Origin of the sequence: Streptomyces sp. NPDC086080 (genome assembly GCF_044540255.1) — a bacterium.
Lineage (GTDB): Bacteria > Actinomycetota > Actinomycetes > Streptomycetales > Streptomycetaceae > Streptomyces.
The window spans coordinates 1-15,435 of record NZ_JBITRU010000051.1; the positions used below are offsets into that span (position 1 = coordinate 1).

Here is a 15,435-nt window from a genome sequence, read left to right on the forward strand (position 1 = left end):
TGAGTTCTCAAGGAACGGACGCTTCCTTTGTACTCACCCTCTCGGGCTTTCCTCCGGGCTTCCCTTCGGTCTTGCGTTTCCGACTCTATCAGATCTTTCCGATCCGATTTCCTCGGTGCTTTCCAGGTTTACGCTTTCGCGTTTCCCTTTCCGGCGGACCCGACTTTATCAGAGATTCTGAGCCGGTTTTCCCACCCCACCCGGGACTGGTTCCGGCGCGCGAAGCGTCCGGGTGCCCGATCGGGGGGAGCTGTAAACGTACTGGAGCGGGGCGCCCCGATGCAAATCGAGGCGCCCCGCTCCCTGTTCGCTCGTCCGTGCTGTCCCGACGAACCGTCAGACCTCGACGACCACGGGCAGGATCATCGGCCGGCGCCGGTAGGTGTCGGAGACCCACTTGCCCAGCGTGCGGCGGATGAGCTGCTGCATCTGGTGGGGTTCGACGACGCCGTCCTGGGCCGAACGCTCCAGAACCTCGGTGATCTTCGGGATCACGTCACTGAAGGCCGAGTCGTCGATGCCCGACCCGCGGGCCTGGACATGCGGACCGCCCGTGATCTTGCCGGTCGACGAGTCCATGACGACGAAGACCGAGATGATGCCCTCGTCTCCGAGGATCTTGCGGTCCTTGAGCGCGGGCTCACCGACGTCACCGACGGAGAGGCCGTCGACGTAGACGTAGCCCGCTTGGACCTTGCCCGAGATCTTCGCCTTGCCCTCGATCAGGTCGACGACCACGCCGTCCTCCGCGATGACGATGCGGTCGTGCGGGACGCCGGTCAGGACGCCCAGCTCCGCGTTGGCGCGCAGATGGCGCCACTCGCCGTGGACCGGCATCAGGTTCCTCGGGCGGCAGATGTTGTAGAAGTACAGCAACTCGCCCGCTGACGCATGGCCGGAGACATGCACCTTGGCGTTGCCCTTGTGGACGACGTCGGCGCCCCAGCGGGTCAGGCCGTTGATCACCCGGTAGACCGCGTTCTCGTTACCGGGGATGAGCGACGAGGCCAGGATCACCGTGTCGCCGTCGACGATGCGGATCTGGTGGTCCCGGTTCGCCATGCGGGACAGCGCGGCCATCGGTTCGCCCTGGGAGCCCGTGCAGACCAGGACGACTTCGCTGTCGGGCAGGTCGTCCAGTGTCCTGACGTCCACGACCAGGCCCGGCGGAACCTTGAGGTAGCCGAGGTCACGGGCGATGCCCATGTTGCGGACCATCGAGCGGCCGACGAAGGCGACCCGGCGTCCGTACTCGTGGGCCGCGTCCAGGATCTGCTGGATGCGGTGGATGTGACTGGCGAAGCTGGCCACGATGATCCGCTTACGGGCACCGGCGAAGACCTGCCGCAGCACGCCCGAGATGTCACGCTCGGGCGGGACGAACCCCGGCACCTCGGCGTTCGTGGAGTCGGAGAGCAGAAGGTCGATGCCCTCCTCGCTGAGCCTGGCGAACGCGTGCAGATCCGTGAGCCTGCTGTCCAGCGGGAGCTGGTCCATCTTGAAGTCGCCGGTGTGGACCGCCATGCCGGCGGGGGTGCGGATGGCCACGGCGAGGGCGTCCGGAATGGAGTGGTTGACCGCGACGAACTCGCAGTCGAAGGGGCCGATGCGCTCACGCTGCCCCTCCGTCACCTGGAGGGTGTACGGACGGATGCGGTGCTCCTGGAGCTTCGCCTCGATGAGGGCGAGGGTGAGCTTGGAGCCGATCAGCGGGATGTCCGGCTTCTCGCGCAGGAGAAACGGGACACCGCCGATGTGGTCCTCGTGGCCGTGGGTGAGGACGATGCCCTCGATGTCGTCCAGGCGGTCCCGGATGGACGAGAAGTCCGGCAGGATCAGGTCGATGCCCGGCTGCTCCTCCTCGGGGAAGAGCACACCGCAGTCCACGATCAGCAGGCGGCCTCCGTACTCGAAGACCGTCATGTTGCGGCCGATCTCACCGAGGCCGCCGAGCGGGGTGACGCGCAGGCCGCCCTCGGGCAGCGGCGGCGGCGCGCCGAGTTCAGGGTGCGGATGACTCAAAAGGATCCTCCTCACACACGCGCGCCACGTACCGGTGGGCACGTGGCGCGCGTGACGTTCGTGCAGAAGCAGTTGTCGTTGTGTTGTGCGGGCACCGGTGTCCCCGCTTCTTCAGTTGTGAAGTACTGCTGCGCGAGCGGGCGCGCGAAGTCTGGTTACGGGAGTTGTACCCCGCCGGCAGCAAGATCGATCTTGAGCTGCTCGATCTCTTCGGGTGTGCACTCGGCCATCGGGGCGCGCAGGGGACCCGCGGGAAGACCCTTGAGAGCGAGTGCCGCCTTGGTGGTCATCACACCCTGGGTGCGGAACATGCCCGTGTAGACGGGGAGCAGCTTCTGGTGGATCTCGGTGGCCTTCTGGACGTCTCCCGAGGTGTACGCGTCGACCAGGGCGCGTAGCTCGGGGGTGACGAGGTGGCCGACGACCGAGACGAAGCCGATTGCTCCGATGGAGAGCAGGGGCAGGTTGAGCATGTCGTCGCCGGAGTACCAGGCGAGGCGGGAGCGGGCGATGGCCCACCCGGCGCGGCCGAGGTCGCCCTTGGCGTCCTTGTTGGCGACGATGCGCGGGTGCTCGGCGAGGCGGACGATCGTCTCCGTGCTGATCGGCACGCCGCTTCGGCCGGGGATGTCGTAGAGCATGACCGGCAGCTCGGCGGCGTCGGCGACGGCCGTGAAGTGCCGGTAGAGGCCCTCCTGCGGGGGCTTGTTGTAGTACGGGGTCACGACCAGGAGGCCGTGGGCACCGGCGCGCTCCGCGGAGCGCGCCAGTTCGGTGCTGTGGCGGGTGTCGTTGGTGCCGACTCCGGCCACGACATGGGCGCGGTCGCCGACGGCCTCCACGACCGCCCGTACGAGATCCGCTTTCTCCGCGTCGCTGGTGGTGGGGGACTCGCCGGTGGTGCCGTTGACGATCAGGCCGTCGTTGCCTGCGTCCACCAGGTGGGTGGCGAGTCGCTGGGCGCCGTCGAGATCGAGTGCGCCGTCCGCCGTGAAAGGCGTGACCATGGCGGTGAGGACCCGCCCGAAGGGGGTCTGCGGAGTGGAGGTCGGAGCCATGGGTTACACGCTACTCGTTGCTCAGGCCGGGGTCTTCCCTCGGGGGAGACGACAAGGTGGGGCAAAGGGGGAGCCCGGCACTGCCTGCTCGGGGGTTCAGGCAGTGCCGGGCCCGTTTGATCAGGCTAGATGAACTTCGGGAAATGCCGCAATACGGACACTTCGCTCGGCTGACCCGTACATGTGTACTCGCCGACGGAAACCGGGCCCTGCTACGGGGCCACGCGCCCGTTGGCATTGAACGCGGCGTGCGTGAGCGGCATGAGCTTGGCCCACTCCGCCTCCATCTTCTCGCCGACCATCTCGATCTCCCGCTGCGGGAAGGACGGGACCTTGGCCAGCTCGTGCTGGGTGCGCAGCCCCAGGAAGTGCATCAGCGAGCGGGCGTTGCAGGTGGCGTACATCGAGGAGAAGAGACCGACCGGAAGAGTGGCACGGGCGACCTCGCGGGCCACACCGGCCGCCAGCATCTCCTGGTACGCGGCATACGACTGCCGGTAGGACTCCGCCATGGTGTCGGTGACAGCCTTGTACTGCTCGGGGGTGCCGTCGACGAACTCGTACTTGCCGGGGCGGCCCTGCTGAACCAGCTTGCGGTCCTCACCGGGGACGTAGAAGACCGGCTGGAGTTCGCGGTAGCGCCCCGACTCCTCGTTGTAGGAGTTGTGCACGACGATGCCGTTGGCGAGGAAATTGTGCCATGGGCCCTCCACGGACAGGTCGTACGTCATCTCCTCCCCGTCGTCCTCGATGCCCACGATCCGCTCCGGAACGGCTTTCGCGATCTTTCCACTGCGCCGCGCCAGGGCCTGCTCCCCCGCGCTCTTCGTCGCGTGACAGGGTTCGCACGCGGGAGCGAGGTTCCTTTCGTCGAGTGCCTGGACCAGGTCGCTCGCCACGGGAATGACGTGGTCGAGAGCCAGCTGATCGCGCGGGAAGCCGCCCCCGCAGAGATGACAGGTGTCGACGTCCTTGATCAGCCGCTGACGCTGCATGGTGGTCCACACGCCGATTCCTCGTCGCAGACTGGGCGGAACGAGGGCTTCGGACGGGCGCGGAGCCGTCCCCGCAGCCAGTACCGCGTCCCCGACTGCCAGCTCCCCCGCCTTGCGCCATCCTTCCGGTGTGAACACCGCGTGATCGACTGTGCAACGAAGCGTCTTGCCGGAGACCGTGGAGATACGGATCAGGGGTTTCACGCCGGACTGGATCACATCGACGATCCTGGCCCTCTGGGCCAGCAGCGAATCCTCGTCATAGCACCGCACATGGTTGCGGCGCACCGACTCCAGCTTGCGCAGCCGAGTGGTGGGGTTCTGCTCCCGGAACTCCACGACGGCCGACTCAGCCGCCTCACGGTTCTCGTAGAGCCCCAGATAGTGGTTTGTCTCACCTCGTTCGACCTGGGCCATCCACCTGCCGGCCCGGCTGTGCCAGGTGACGCCGCCCGCGGAGTGCGGCAAACGGTCCTCGACCCCCACGTGCCACAGCTTGTACAGCTCGGCAATGGTTCGTCGACGCAGGTTGCCCGCTTCACTCTCCAGGGTGATCTCCGTGTCGCCGGCGAGGCACCAGCCGACCCGGTGCCGCATGAACTCGCGGAAGACAAAAATGGGTGCGCTGATGAAAAAGGTCATCGAGTTGTGCTCGAAGGGGCTGCCGTGCCGGTCCCGCATCAGATAGTTGATCAAGCCCTTGGAACGCTCGGGGTCCTTGTTCAGCTCGTCCAGGGACTGCTCGCCGACGGTCGAGACGCGGGCGGCGAACAGCACGTCGGCGTCGGACGCGGTGTGCTTGACCAGTTCCACGGTCACATCGCTGCGGAAGCCGGGTTCGAGGTCGTCGGCGGGGGTGTCGGTCACGGCGCGGAAGATCCTTCCATCACGTCTCTCGGGCGGCGCCCACTCTACGGCGCGGCAACGACAACCTGGCATCGGCGCCGGGAAGCGACATGGAGCAGTGAACTTCTTCGAATGCGGTGGAAGTGGGCATCTCTCGCAACCGTCGATCGTCGCCGGCAGGCCTCCGACGGGCGCTGAGCCGCACCGGCCTGCGGCACCGGCGCATTCCGGACCCCGATGGTGGTGACAGGGGACACAGATCGGTAGCCTCACCGGGCACACCCACGCATGGATCGAGTGAGGACCCGCCGTGCCCCTGCCCTTCCTGACGGCCGACCGCGCTTTCGACACGGCGGACGAGGTCGCCCTGCCGTACGACGACCGCGACCGCTGGCGGCGCCCGTACCGTCCCGGCCCCTGGCGGGTGGGGGCCGCGGCACTCCTGCTGCTGCTCGCCTCCTTCGTGCTGTTCGCCGCGGTGATCATCGCCGCCACGGCGACACCGGCGTCCGCCGGGACGGTTTTCGCCATCGCGCTGGCCGGTGTGGCCTGCGCGCTGCGGCTGCTGCGCATGGGTGTGTGGGTCAGTGCCCGGGGGCTGCGCCACGTGTCCTTCGTCAGCACCCGGACGACCGCCTGGGACCAGGTCGTCTCCGTGCGCACGGTGCAGCAGCCGGTGCGCTGGCTGGGGCTGCCCCGGACGGTGCAGGGGCAGGCGCTGGTGCTCGCCCGGCGGGGGCGTCCGGCCGAGTCGCTGCCGCTGCTGACGTCGCGCAACGCGGACTTCCTGGGCCGGGACCAGCTGGCCTTCGACCGGGCCGCGGACACGGTGGAGGCGTGGGCCGCGGAGTACGGGCGCGCCTGAGGCACCGATGGCGTCCCGCCAGGTGGGGCAAGGGATCAGGACGCCGGGATCCGCAGGTCGGGGACGGCGACCCCGCCGGGTCGGGTGTCAACGCGCCTCAACGGGCACTACGGACTGCCGCCTCCACGGAGACCGCACGGACCTCGTACCGGAACGCGAAGCGCCTGATCCCCTGCACCACGTCGTGGCACGTCGTGGCACGTCGTGGGACACGAGTGGGCACCGCCGCGTACCCCCGCGCCGGGGCAGTGGGCCCCGGGCGCTCAGGGAGACGTCTTGTGCAGTGCGATCGCCCGCTGCATGGCCTTGCGGGCGCGTGGGGTGTCACGGGCGTCGTGGTAGGCGACGGCGAGCCGGAACCAGCTGCGCCAGTCACCGGGGGCGTCCTCCGTCTCGGCCTTGCGCCGGGCGAACACCTCGTCGGCCGAGTCGCGGTCGACCCGTCCACTGGGCAGGCGCTTCAGCTCGTCGACGGGCAGACCGCCCTCGGCGTCCAGCAGGGCGGCGAGCCGGTTCGCGTCGCGGACGAACTCGGTGTTCTTCCACAGGAACCACACACCGATGACCGGCAGGATCAGCACCGCGGCACCGAAGGTGACGGTGATCGGCGTGCCGGCCTGGATGAGCAGCACACCACGGCTGCCGACCAGGACGAAGTAGACGACCAGGACGGCGGCCGTGACGGCGTAGGAGATCTTCGCGCGCATGGGGTCCGCAGAGCTCAGTTCAGATCGAGGAAGTGTTCCAGGCCGAAGGTGAGGCCGGGGGTGGTCACCACGCGGCGAACGCCGAGCAGGATGCCCGGCATGAAGCTGCTGTGGTGCAGGGAGTCGTGGCGGACGGTGAGGGTCTCGCCCTCGCCGCCGAGCAGGACCTCCTGATGGGCGAGGAGTCCGCGCAGCCGGATCGCGTGCACGGGGACCCCGTCGACATCGGCGCCGCGGGCGCCGTCGAGGGCGGTGGCCGTGGCGTCCGGGGCGGGCGCGCTGCCGGCCTGCCGGCGGGCTTCGGCGATGAGCTGGGCGGTGCGGGTGGCGGTGCCGGAGGGCGCGTCCACCTTGTTCGGGTGGTGCAGTTCGACGACCTCGACGGACTCGAAGTACGGGGCGGCGATCTGCGCGAACTTCATGGTGAGCACGGCGCCGATGGAGAAGTTCGGTGCGATCAGCACGCCCGTCTCCGGGGACTGCTCCAGCAGGGCCCTCAGCTGCGCGAGACGGTCGTCGGTCCAGCCGGTGGTGCCGACGACGGCGTGGATGCCGTGGCGTACGCAGAAGTCGAGGTTACCCATGACCGAGGCGGGGGTGGTCAGCTCCACGGCCACCTGGGCGCCCCGCTCGACGAGGGTCTCCAGCTTGTCGTCCCGGCCGAGGGCGGCCACCAGTTCCATGTCGTCGGCGGCCTCTACGGCCCGTACCGCCTCGGAACCGATCCGGCCCTTGGCGCCGAGGACCGCCACGCGCAGCTTGCTCATGTTCTTCGCTTCCTTACCGGGAGGGGTCAGGCGACGGCGTCGTGCAGACGGGACGCCTGCTTGTCCTTGAGCGGGCCGATGACCGACAGGGAGGGCCGCCGTCCCAGGACGTCGCGGGCGACCGAGCGGACGTCGTCCGGCGTGACCGAGGCTATCCGGGCCAGCATGTCATCGACCGACATCTGCTCGCCCCAGCACAGTTCGCTCTTGCCGATACGGTTCATCAGCGCGCCGGTGTCCTCCAGGCCGAGGACGGTGGAGCCGCGGAGCTGGCCGATGGCGCGCTCGATCTCGTCGTCGGGCAGTCCGTGCTCGGCCACCTGGTCGAGTTCGTCGCGGCAGATCTTGAGCACGTCGTGCACCTGCGAGGGCCGGCAGCCGGCGTACACGCCGAACAGTCCACAGTCGGCGAAGCCCGAGGTGTACGAGTACACGCTGTAGGCCAGACCGCGCTTCTCACGGACCTCCTGGAAGAGGCGGGACGACATGCCGCCGCCGAGGGCGGTGTTCAGCACGCCGAGGGCCCAGCGCCGCTCGTCGGTGCGGGCCAGGCCCGGCATGCCGAGCACGATGTGCACCTGCTCCGTCCTGCGGCCGACGAGCTCGACCCGGCCCGCGGTGCGCAGGGCGCGCCGGCCGCCGCGCGGGGCGATCGGCTCGGCGTCGGGGTCGCCGAGGACGCCGGCCTTCTCGAAGGCGGCGCGGACCAGCCGTACGACCTTGTGGTGGTCGACGTTGCCGGCGCACGCGACCACGAGGTGGGTCGGGTCGTAGTGCTTCTTGTAGAAGCGGCGGATGCGGTCGGCGGTGAGGGCGTTGACCGTGTCGACCGTGCCGAGGACCGGGCGGCCGAGGGGGTTGTCGCCGAACATGGTGTGCGCGAACAGGTCGTGCACGCAGTCGCCCGGGTCGTCCTCGGTCATGGCGATCTCTTCGAGGATGGCGCCGCGCTCGACGTCGACGTCCTCCTGGCGGATCACCGAGCCGGTGAGCATGTCGCACACCACGTCGATGGCAAGCGGCAGGTCGGTGTCGAGCACGCGCGCGTAGTAGCACGTGTACTCCTTGGCCGTGAACGCGTTCATCTCGCCGCCGACGGCGTCGAGGGCGGAGGAGATGTCCAGGGCCGACCGGCGGGAGGTGCCCTTGAAGAGCAGGTGCTCCAGGTAGTGGGTGGCGCCGCCCAGGGCCGGGGTCTCGTCGCGGGAGCCGACGTGCGCCCAGATGCCGAAGGTGGCGGAGCGGACCGAGGGCAGGGTCTCGGTGACGACGCGCAGGCCTCCGGGGAGGGTGGTCCTGCGGACCGTACCGATGCCGTTCTCGCCCTTGATCAGGGTTTGGGTACGGGCGACGGCCCGCGCCTCCGAGGAGGTGCGGGCCGTCGCCCTGGAGCTACGGGACGTCACTTGTCGGCGTCGTCCTTCTTCGTCTCGTCGCCCTCTTCGCCCTCGATCACCGGGATCAGGGAGAGCTTGCCGCGGGAGTCGATCTCGGCGATCTCGACCTGGACCTTCTGGCCCACGCCGAGGACGTCCTCGACGTTCTCCACCCGCTTGCCGCCGGCCAGCTTGCGGATCTGCGAGATGTGCAGCAGACCGTCCTTGCCGGGCAGCAGGGAGACGAAGGCGCCGAACGTCGTCGTCTTCACGACCGTGCCCAGGTAGCGCTCGCCGACCTCGGGCATCGTCGGGTTGGCGATGCCGTTGATCGTGGTGCGGGCGGCCTCGGCGGAGGGGCCGTCGGCGGCACCGATGTAGATGGTGCCGTCGTCCTCGATCGTGATCTCGGCGCCGGTGTCCTCCTGGATCTGGTTGATCATCTTGCCCTTGGGGCCGATGACCTCGCCGATCTTGTCGACCGGGATCTTCACGGTGATGATCCGCGGCGCGTTGGGGGACATCTCGTCCGGCGTGTCGATCGCTTCCATCATCACGTCGAGGATGTGGAGGCGGGCGTCACGGGCCTGCTTGAGGGCCGCGGCCAGGACGGAGGCGGGGATGCCGTCCAGCTTGGTGTCGAGCTGGAGGGCGGTCACGAACTCCTTGGTGCCGGCGACCTTGAAGTCCATGTCGCCGAAGGCGTCCTCCGCACCGAGGATGTCGGTGAGGGCGACGTAGTGCGTCTCACCGTTGATCTCCTGGGAGATCAGGCCCATGGCGATGCCGGCGACCGGGGCCTTGAGCGGCACACCGGCGTTCAGCAGCGACATGGTGGAGGCGCAGACCGAGCCCATGGACGTCGAGCCGTTGGACCCGAGGGCCTCGGACACCTGACGGATCGCGTAGGGGAAGTCCTCACGCGCCGGCAGCACCGGCACGATGGCGCGCTCGGCGAGCGCGCCATGGCCGATCTCGCGGCGCTTGGGGGAGCCGACCCGGCCGGTCTCGCCGACGGAGTACGGCGGGAAGTTGTAGTTGTGCATGTAGCGCTTGCGGGTCACCGGGGAAAGGGTGTCCAACTGCTGCTCCATACGGAGCATGTTGAGGGTGGTGACGCCCAGGATCTGGGTCTCGCCACGCTCGAACAGCGCCGAGCCGTGCACGCGCGGGATGGCCTCGACCTCGGCGGCCAGGGTGCGGATGTCGGTGACACCGCGGCCGTCAATGCGCTTCTTCTCCTTGATGACACGCTCACGGACCAGGGACTTGGTCAGCGCGCGGTACGCGGCGGAGATCTCCTTCTCGCGGCCCTCGAACTCCGGGAGGAGCTTCTCGGCGGCGAGCGCCTTGATCCGGTCCAGCTCGGCCTCGCGCTCCTGCTTGCCCGCGATGGTGAGCGCCTGGCTCAGCTCGGGCTTGACGGCGCCGGTCAGCGCCTCGAGGACGTCGTCCTGGTAGTCCAGGAAGACCGGGAACTCACCGGTGGGCTTGGCGGCCTTGGCGGCGAGGTCGGCCTGGGCACGGCAGAGCACCTTGATGAAGGGCTTCGCGGCGTCCAGACCGGCGGCGACGACCTCCTCGGTCGGCGCCTCGGCGCCGCCCTCGACCAGCTTGATGGTCTTCTCGGTGGCCTCGGCCTCGACCATCATGATCGCGACGTCGCCGTCCTCCAGGACCCGGCCCGCGACGACCATGTCGAAGACGGCCTCCTCGAGCTCGGTGTGCGTCGGGAAGGCCACCCACTGGCCGCGGATCAGCGCGACGCGGACGCCGCCGATCGGGCCGGAGAAGGGCAGACCGGCCAGCTGCGTGGACGCGGAGGCGGCGTTGATCGCCACGACGTCGTACAGGTGGTCGGGGTTGAGGGCCATGATCGTGGCGACGACCTGGATCTCGTTGCGCAAACCCTTCTTGAAGGACGGGCGCAGCGGGCGGTCGATCAGGCGGCAGGTGAGGATGGCGTCCTCGGAGGGACGGCCCTCACGGCGGAAGAAGGAGCCGGGGATCCGGCCCGCCGCGTACATCCGCTCCTCGACGTCCACCGTGAGGGGGAAGAAGTCGAGCTGGTCCTTGGGGTTCTTGGAAGCGGTGGTGGCCGACAGCACCATGGTGTCGTCGTCCAGGTAGGCCACGGCGGAGCCGGCGGCCTGGCGGGCCAGGCGGCCCGTCTCGAAGCGGATGGTGCGGGTGCCGAAGGTGCCGTTGTCGATGACGGCCTCGGCGTAGTGGGTCTCGTTCTCCACTAGCGTTTTCTCCGTTACTTGTCGTCTTTCGTCCCTCCTCGCCCGTGTGGCGGGGGGACGGTGGCGGAGAAGCGCTCCACTGGTGCGGGCCGGTCTTCGATCGAAGCACCCGGGGGTTCACTCTCCCGGGGGCCACTACCGAGGACCGGCGGCGGCGAGGTGCGCTTCTCCTCGTGCGTCGTGACGTCCGATGACGTCGGTCGGTGGTGCCCCGTGGGCCGCATACCGGATGCGCTACGGAACATCACACCGAGTCGTATTCCCTGTGTTGTGCTACCACACTACAAAGGCGCGGTGACACCGCGCACGTACAGCAAAAGGAGCGGCCCCCTTGTCCCAGGGAACCGCTCCCTTCACGGCGTCCTACTTGGCGCCCGCCGCACCGCGGCGGATGCCGAGGCGGTCGACCAGCGCACGGAAGCGCTGGATGTCCTTCTTGGCGAGGTACTGCAGCAGCCGGCGGCGCTGACCGACCAGGATCAGCAGACCACGACGGGAGTGGTGGTCGTGCTTGTGGGTCTTGAGGTGCTCCGTCAGGTCGGAGATCCGACGGGACAGCAGCGCGACCTGGACCTCGGGAGAGCCCGTGTCGCCCTCCTTGGTACCGAAATCGGAGATGATCTGCTTCTTCACTGCGGCGTCGAGCGACACGCGTACTCCTCGTAGTCTGTGAGTGGCCACCGAGTGCCCCCGGTCTGCTTCTCGGGGGGTCTTCCATGACTCGGAAGGCAGGGATCCGCTGGGCGCGGCCACCAGGGCGAGAACTCGCTCCGGAGGTGCGTACACAAACGGCCGTCGGCCAGCCTACCAGGGCATCGGCCGCCCTCGGTCCGGGCCCGGCGGGGGTGACGCGCCCGCTGTGTGTCGCTGCCGGGTCACGGCGGTGTCGGCCCCTCTGCCCGCGGGGCCCTGCCGGCCCGTCGTTCTCCGTTCCCGAGCGCTACCACACCCGTGACTCCCGGAGCCATCTGAGTCACCGGGTCGGGGGGTTCCAACTGCGAAGTGGAGACGGGGCAGTTCGGGGCGGGTACTGTCCGCCGGAAGCCGCGTGATCCGGTCACGGGACGGACACTCCCCGTGGAGGTGTTCAGTAGTGTGACCGCGGATCGTTCGTACGTCACGAAAGGACACCGTTCCGCCATGGCTGATCTGCCGGACCGCGAGCGCGAGACGCCCGAGGAAATCAAGGCACGCAAGGAGCGTGAGCGGGACGAGCTGTACGCGCTGGACATCTCCGGCGTCGAATGGCGCTCCGCTCCGGGCACGGAGGAGCACGAGGAGCGGGTGGAGATCGCCGATCTGCCCGGCGGCGCGGTGGCCATGCGGTCCTCGCTCGACCCGGAGACGGTCCTGCGCTACACGGAGGCGGAGTGGCGTGCCTTCGTCCTGGGTGCGCGGGACGGGGAGTTCGACCTGGAGCCGTCGGCGGGGAACGCGGCCGCCGCCGAATGACCCCGTGAAGGACGCCCCGCCTCCTGCTCACCCCGCCGACGGCGTAGGTCGCGCGGTGTCGCCGCCGCACCGGTGATGACGGTCACCAGGACCGCGGTGATCCCCGGGGCGTGGCCGGCGTGCCGTTCCGCTCGTCGGGTGGGTGACCGTTCAGGTCGCCCTCGCACCGACCGCGCCCGTCGTTGTCGTACTCGTGGCGCCGGTGATTCCGTCCCGCTCTGCACGGAGCGCGGACGGCAGCCGGTACCGCTGCCGCCGGTCCGGTGCGGGACGCCCCGGTAGGGGGAGGGACCCCACCGGAGCCGGCGGAGATCGTGCCGCACGTCCAGCCCGCTCCGGCGGTGCATCACGTGGCGCGCGCCGGAGCAGGACCCGGACCCCGTGCCTCGATGTCGTGGCCGCACGTGGCGGACCGGCCGGGGCGCAAGGGTGTGTCGCTCGTGCGGCTCATTGCCTCGTCGGCCGGTTGACGGGGCGGGATCCCGTACGACCGTCTTGGACTTCGAGGAGCTGATCGCCGCTCTCGCCAGTCGGCGGGCGCCCCTTCCCCCCAGGCCTGGATGCAGATGTGTCCCGTCGCGGGAGGCGGGCAGAACGGTCCGGCGGCGCTCGGCCGCAGGGCGCTTCGGCGGGGACGCCCGTGCCGGCCGTGCGGGGCCGCGGGATGCGGCCGCCCGGGCCGGCTGGTCGTCTCGGGGCCCGGCGGGCCCCGGCCGGCGGGTGTCCGGCCGGCGGGTGTCCGGCCGACCTCTCCCGCCCGCTCTCGCCGACGGCGACCGGCGGTACTTGAATCCTCCCCCAGCTGAAGCAGGGGGACTCCTGGCTCACGCCGCCTGCGGGTCAGCGACCCGACAGGTCTTCCACGATCAGCACCAGCCGGGTTGAAACCAGCCCGGGGAATACGGCAAAGCTCGGAGGTGCCTTGACGGCGAAACCCCGTTTCCTGCCCTGCTTCGCAGGGGTCCGATTCCTCCCCGGCCGCCTGAAGGCCGGGGCATCCTCGGGGGAGCCAGGTGACCACCGCGCCGACGGATGCCGAGGCCGGACTGCCGGGTCTGCCAAGGCGGTTGGGCCGAGCGGGCGGGGAGGGGCGAGACGTCCCCTTTCCTCACCTGGCGTTCACTTCATTCCCACATGGTTGCCGCTCTTGCCCGATCTACGGTCGGATGTCGGGTAACTGGCCGACGTTTTTGTTCCGTTGTCCGGCCCGGCGGTCCGATGGTGGTGGGCGGACGGGCCTGCCGATGCGGGGCGTGTGGTGATTAGGCTGGGAGTGGGCGTGACGTCGGAACCCGTGAACCGGGCGTCGGCGTCCCGGGGGAAGGCGGGGGAGACCGGCAGCACCGGAGGATCTCGCACGACCTCGATCGGCTTCGGACGACAGACCCGGTCGCCCCAGCGTGGCATGAGGATGCACGACCAATCAGGAGGAACTGTGAGCAGCGATCGGGACGGGACGCGCGGGGGCTGGGCTACACCCGGCGATGACCAGCCCGACGCGGAGTCAGCCATCGAGACGACGGGCGAGTTCACCATCGACTACGCACCGCCGGCCTGGTACACGCAGAACGCCGCGGGGAGTTCGGACTCGGCGGCGTCGCCCCCTGCCTCCGGTTCCTCCCCTTCTCCTCCTTCCTCGGGTGCCTCCTCGTCACCCGCATTCGGGTCGTCGCCGCCCCCTCCGCCTCCCGCGGCTCCGCCCACCGGGGGGCCTGTGCCGCCGCTGCCCGGACTGACTCCGCCACCGCACGCGGTGGGGGCGTCGGACCCGGCATCCGTTCCGGCGCCCGTGCCGAGGGCTCCCTTCACGCCGTTCGCACCGCCCGCGCCGGCCGTGCCGCCTTCCGGGCCTCCGGTGAGCGTGCCCAGGCTTCCGGCGGGGAGCGGGTTCGAGCCGGAACGCCCGGAAGTGGACGACGAGGAGAGGGCGGAGCACCCGGGTTCGGATACGGCTGCGCCCGCGGACGCGCCGGACACTCCGGTGGGCGGCTCCCCGACGTCGTGGTCGGTACCGGGGGCCGGGTCGGGGCAGCCGGGGGACAGCGACGGCGGCGATCTGGAGAGCGGTGCCACCATTCGCTTCTCCGCCGGCGCGTTGAAGCGGGAGATCGCGGAGCGCGAGGCGGCGGCCGAGGTGCCCGCCGGCGCGGAGGCCCCGGCCGACGCGGGGGCCCCGGCCGAGGCCGAGGCGGAAGGCGAGGCGGAGGGCGAAAGCCCGGCCGAGTCCTATGTCATGGCTGAGGCGGAGGAGCCCGCGGAGCCCGCGGAGCCCGTCGAGGGCGTCGAGGGCGAGTCCGGCGGCGTCGAGGGTGTTGCGGATGTCTCCGACGTGGCCCCGTCTGATCCGGAGGACGCCGAGGAGGCGTCCCGTACGTCCGGTGAGAGTGAAGCCGGTGCCGTCACCGACTCCGAAGAGGATGTCGCGGTTGCGGACACGGAGGCCGAGGACGCCGGGTCCTCGGCGCCCGACGAGGCAAGGGGTACCGCGGCTGGGGAGCCGGAAGCCGAGCGGGCGGACAGGGTGCCGTCGAAGGACGTACCGGCGGACGTCGAACCCGAGGATGCCAAGCCGGTCGTGAACGACGCGGTGCCCGCCGACGAGGCTTCCATCGAGGGCGGCGCGGACACCGAGGGCCACGCAGACGCCACGCCCGAGGATGCCGTCCCGGCCCCGGCAGACGCCCCGCCCGCCTGGACGCCCCCGACGCCGCAGGTGTCCCCGGCGCCCCCGGCATACCCCGCCGCTCCGGCGCCCGCGAGCGAATGGCCCGTACAGCCGCCGCAGGCACCCGCACAGCCGCACTCCCAGCCGACGGCAGCCCAGGACCCACAGCCTGCCGTCCCTGCTCAGCAACCGCCGTTCCGGCCGCAGGCACCGCAGCCCGCACCCGCCGCCTGGAACCCGCCACCGGCCGCTCCGGCGCAGCCCGCACAACAGCCCGCCGCGCAGGCCGGCTACGGCTTCCCCCAGCCCGATGCCGGCGTCCAGCCACCGGCTCCGCAGGCCGGGTACGGGTTCCCGCCGGCCGGTGCGGCTCAGCCGCCCGCTGCACCGCAACAGCCGCAGAACCCACCGGCCCCGAACCCGCAGCCCGGCTACG

At 70.1% G+C, this 15,435-nt stretch carries 10 protein-coding genes and 3 pseudogenes; 4 read left to right on the forward strand and 9 right to left on the reverse strand.

The window, feature by feature from the left end:
* Positions 1-336: 336 nt before the first annotated feature.
* The 4 genes and pseudogenes from ACIF9R_RS35150 to ACIF9R_RS35165 form a co-directional block, all read right to left on the reverse strand.
* Positions 337-2,022 (reverse strand): ribonuclease J, encoded by a 1,686-nt coding sequence (locus ACIF9R_RS35150; RefSeq protein WP_399986675.1) that lies wholly within the window; start codon positions 2,020-2,022, stop codon positions 337-339.
* Positions 2,023-2,177: 155 nt separating this feature from the next.
* Entirely contained in the window at positions 2,178-3,080 is a 903-nt protein-coding gene (dapA, locus tag ACIF9R_RS35155; protein ID WP_399986677.1) for a 4-hydroxy-tetrahydrodipicolinate synthase, read from the reverse strand.
* Positions 3,081-3,292: 212 nt separating this feature from the next.
* Positions 3,293-4,672 (reverse strand): FAD-dependent thymidylate synthase, encoded by a 1,380-nt coding sequence (thyX, locus tag ACIF9R_RS35160; protein ID WP_399986731.1) that lies wholly within the window; start codon positions 4,670-4,672, stop codon positions 3,293-3,295.
* Positions 4,652-4,942 (reverse strand): annotated as a pseudogene (locus ACIF9R_RS35165) (FAD-dependent thymidylate synthase); the annotation flags it as partial. The gene thyX and the pseudogene ACIF9R_RS35165, both read right to left, overlap by 21 nt.
* A gap of 289 nt (positions 4,943-5,231) precedes the next feature.
* Between ACIF9R_RS35165 and ACIF9R_RS35170 the strand changes: the two are divergent.
* On the forward strand, positions 5,232-5,786 hold the full coding sequence (locus tag ACIF9R_RS35170) for a hypothetical protein (RefSeq protein WP_399986679.1): 555 nt from the start codon (positions 5,232-5,234) through the stop codon (positions 5,784-5,786).
* Between the two features lie 263 nt (positions 5,787-6,049).
* Here the strand turns inward: ACIF9R_RS35170 and ACIF9R_RS35175 are convergent, their stop codons facing one another.
* The 5 genes from ACIF9R_RS35175 to rpsO all read right to left on the reverse strand — a co-directional run bounded on the left by ACIF9R_RS35175 (position 6,050) and on the right by rpsO (position 11,533).
* Positions 6,050-6,493: a hypothetical protein gene (locus ACIF9R_RS35175; protein WP_399986681.1), complete on the reverse strand. Its 444-nt coding sequence runs from the start codon at positions 6,491-6,493 to the stop codon at positions 6,050-6,052.
* A 14-nt stretch (positions 6,494-6,507) separates the two neighbouring features.
* Positions 6,508-7,260, reverse strand: coding sequence for a 4-hydroxy-tetrahydrodipicolinate reductase (dapB, locus tag ACIF9R_RS35180; protein ID WP_399986682.1), 753 nt, complete (start codon positions 7,258-7,260; stop codon positions 6,508-6,510).
* A gap of 26 nt (positions 7,261-7,286) precedes the next feature.
* The gene (locus ACIF9R_RS35185) at positions 7,287-8,666 is read right to left on the reverse strand and encodes a M16 family metallopeptidase (protein ID WP_399986684.1); all 1,380 of its coding nucleotides are present in this window, start codon (positions 8,664-8,666) and stop codon (positions 7,287-7,289) included.
* The gene (locus ACIF9R_RS35190) at positions 8,663-10,882 is read right to left on the reverse strand and encodes a polyribonucleotide nucleotidyltransferase (protein WP_399986686.1); all 2,220 of its coding nucleotides are present in this window, start codon (positions 10,880-10,882) and stop codon (positions 8,663-8,665) included. Before ACIF9R_RS35190 ends, ACIF9R_RS35185 begins: the two co-directional genes overlap by 4 nt.
* Positions 10,883-11,245: 363 nt before the next feature.
* A complete protein-coding gene (gene rpsO, locus ACIF9R_RS35195; protein ID WP_293990265.1) occupies positions 11,246-11,533 on the reverse strand; it encodes a 30S ribosomal protein S15 in 288 nt (95 codons plus the stop codon).
* A 489-nt stretch (positions 11,534-12,022) separates the two neighbouring features.
* Here rpsO and ACIF9R_RS35200 point away from each other — a divergent pair, with 489 nt between their 5' ends.
* From ACIF9R_RS35200 to ACIF9R_RS35210, 3 genes and pseudogenes are all read left to right on the forward strand, one after another.
* A complete protein-coding gene (locus tag ACIF9R_RS35200; protein ID WP_399986688.1) occupies positions 12,023-12,334 on the forward strand; it encodes a DUF397 domain-containing protein in 312 nt (103 codons plus the stop codon).
* A gap of 1,411 nt (positions 12,335-13,745) precedes the next feature.
* Positions 13,746-13,898: pseudogene (locus ACIF9R_RS35205) on the forward strand (SCO5717 family growth-regulating ATPase); the annotation flags it as partial.
* Positions 13,899-14,195: 297 nt separating this feature from the next.
* Positions 14,196-15,435, forward strand: a pseudogene (locus ACIF9R_RS35210) (hypothetical protein); the annotation flags it as partial.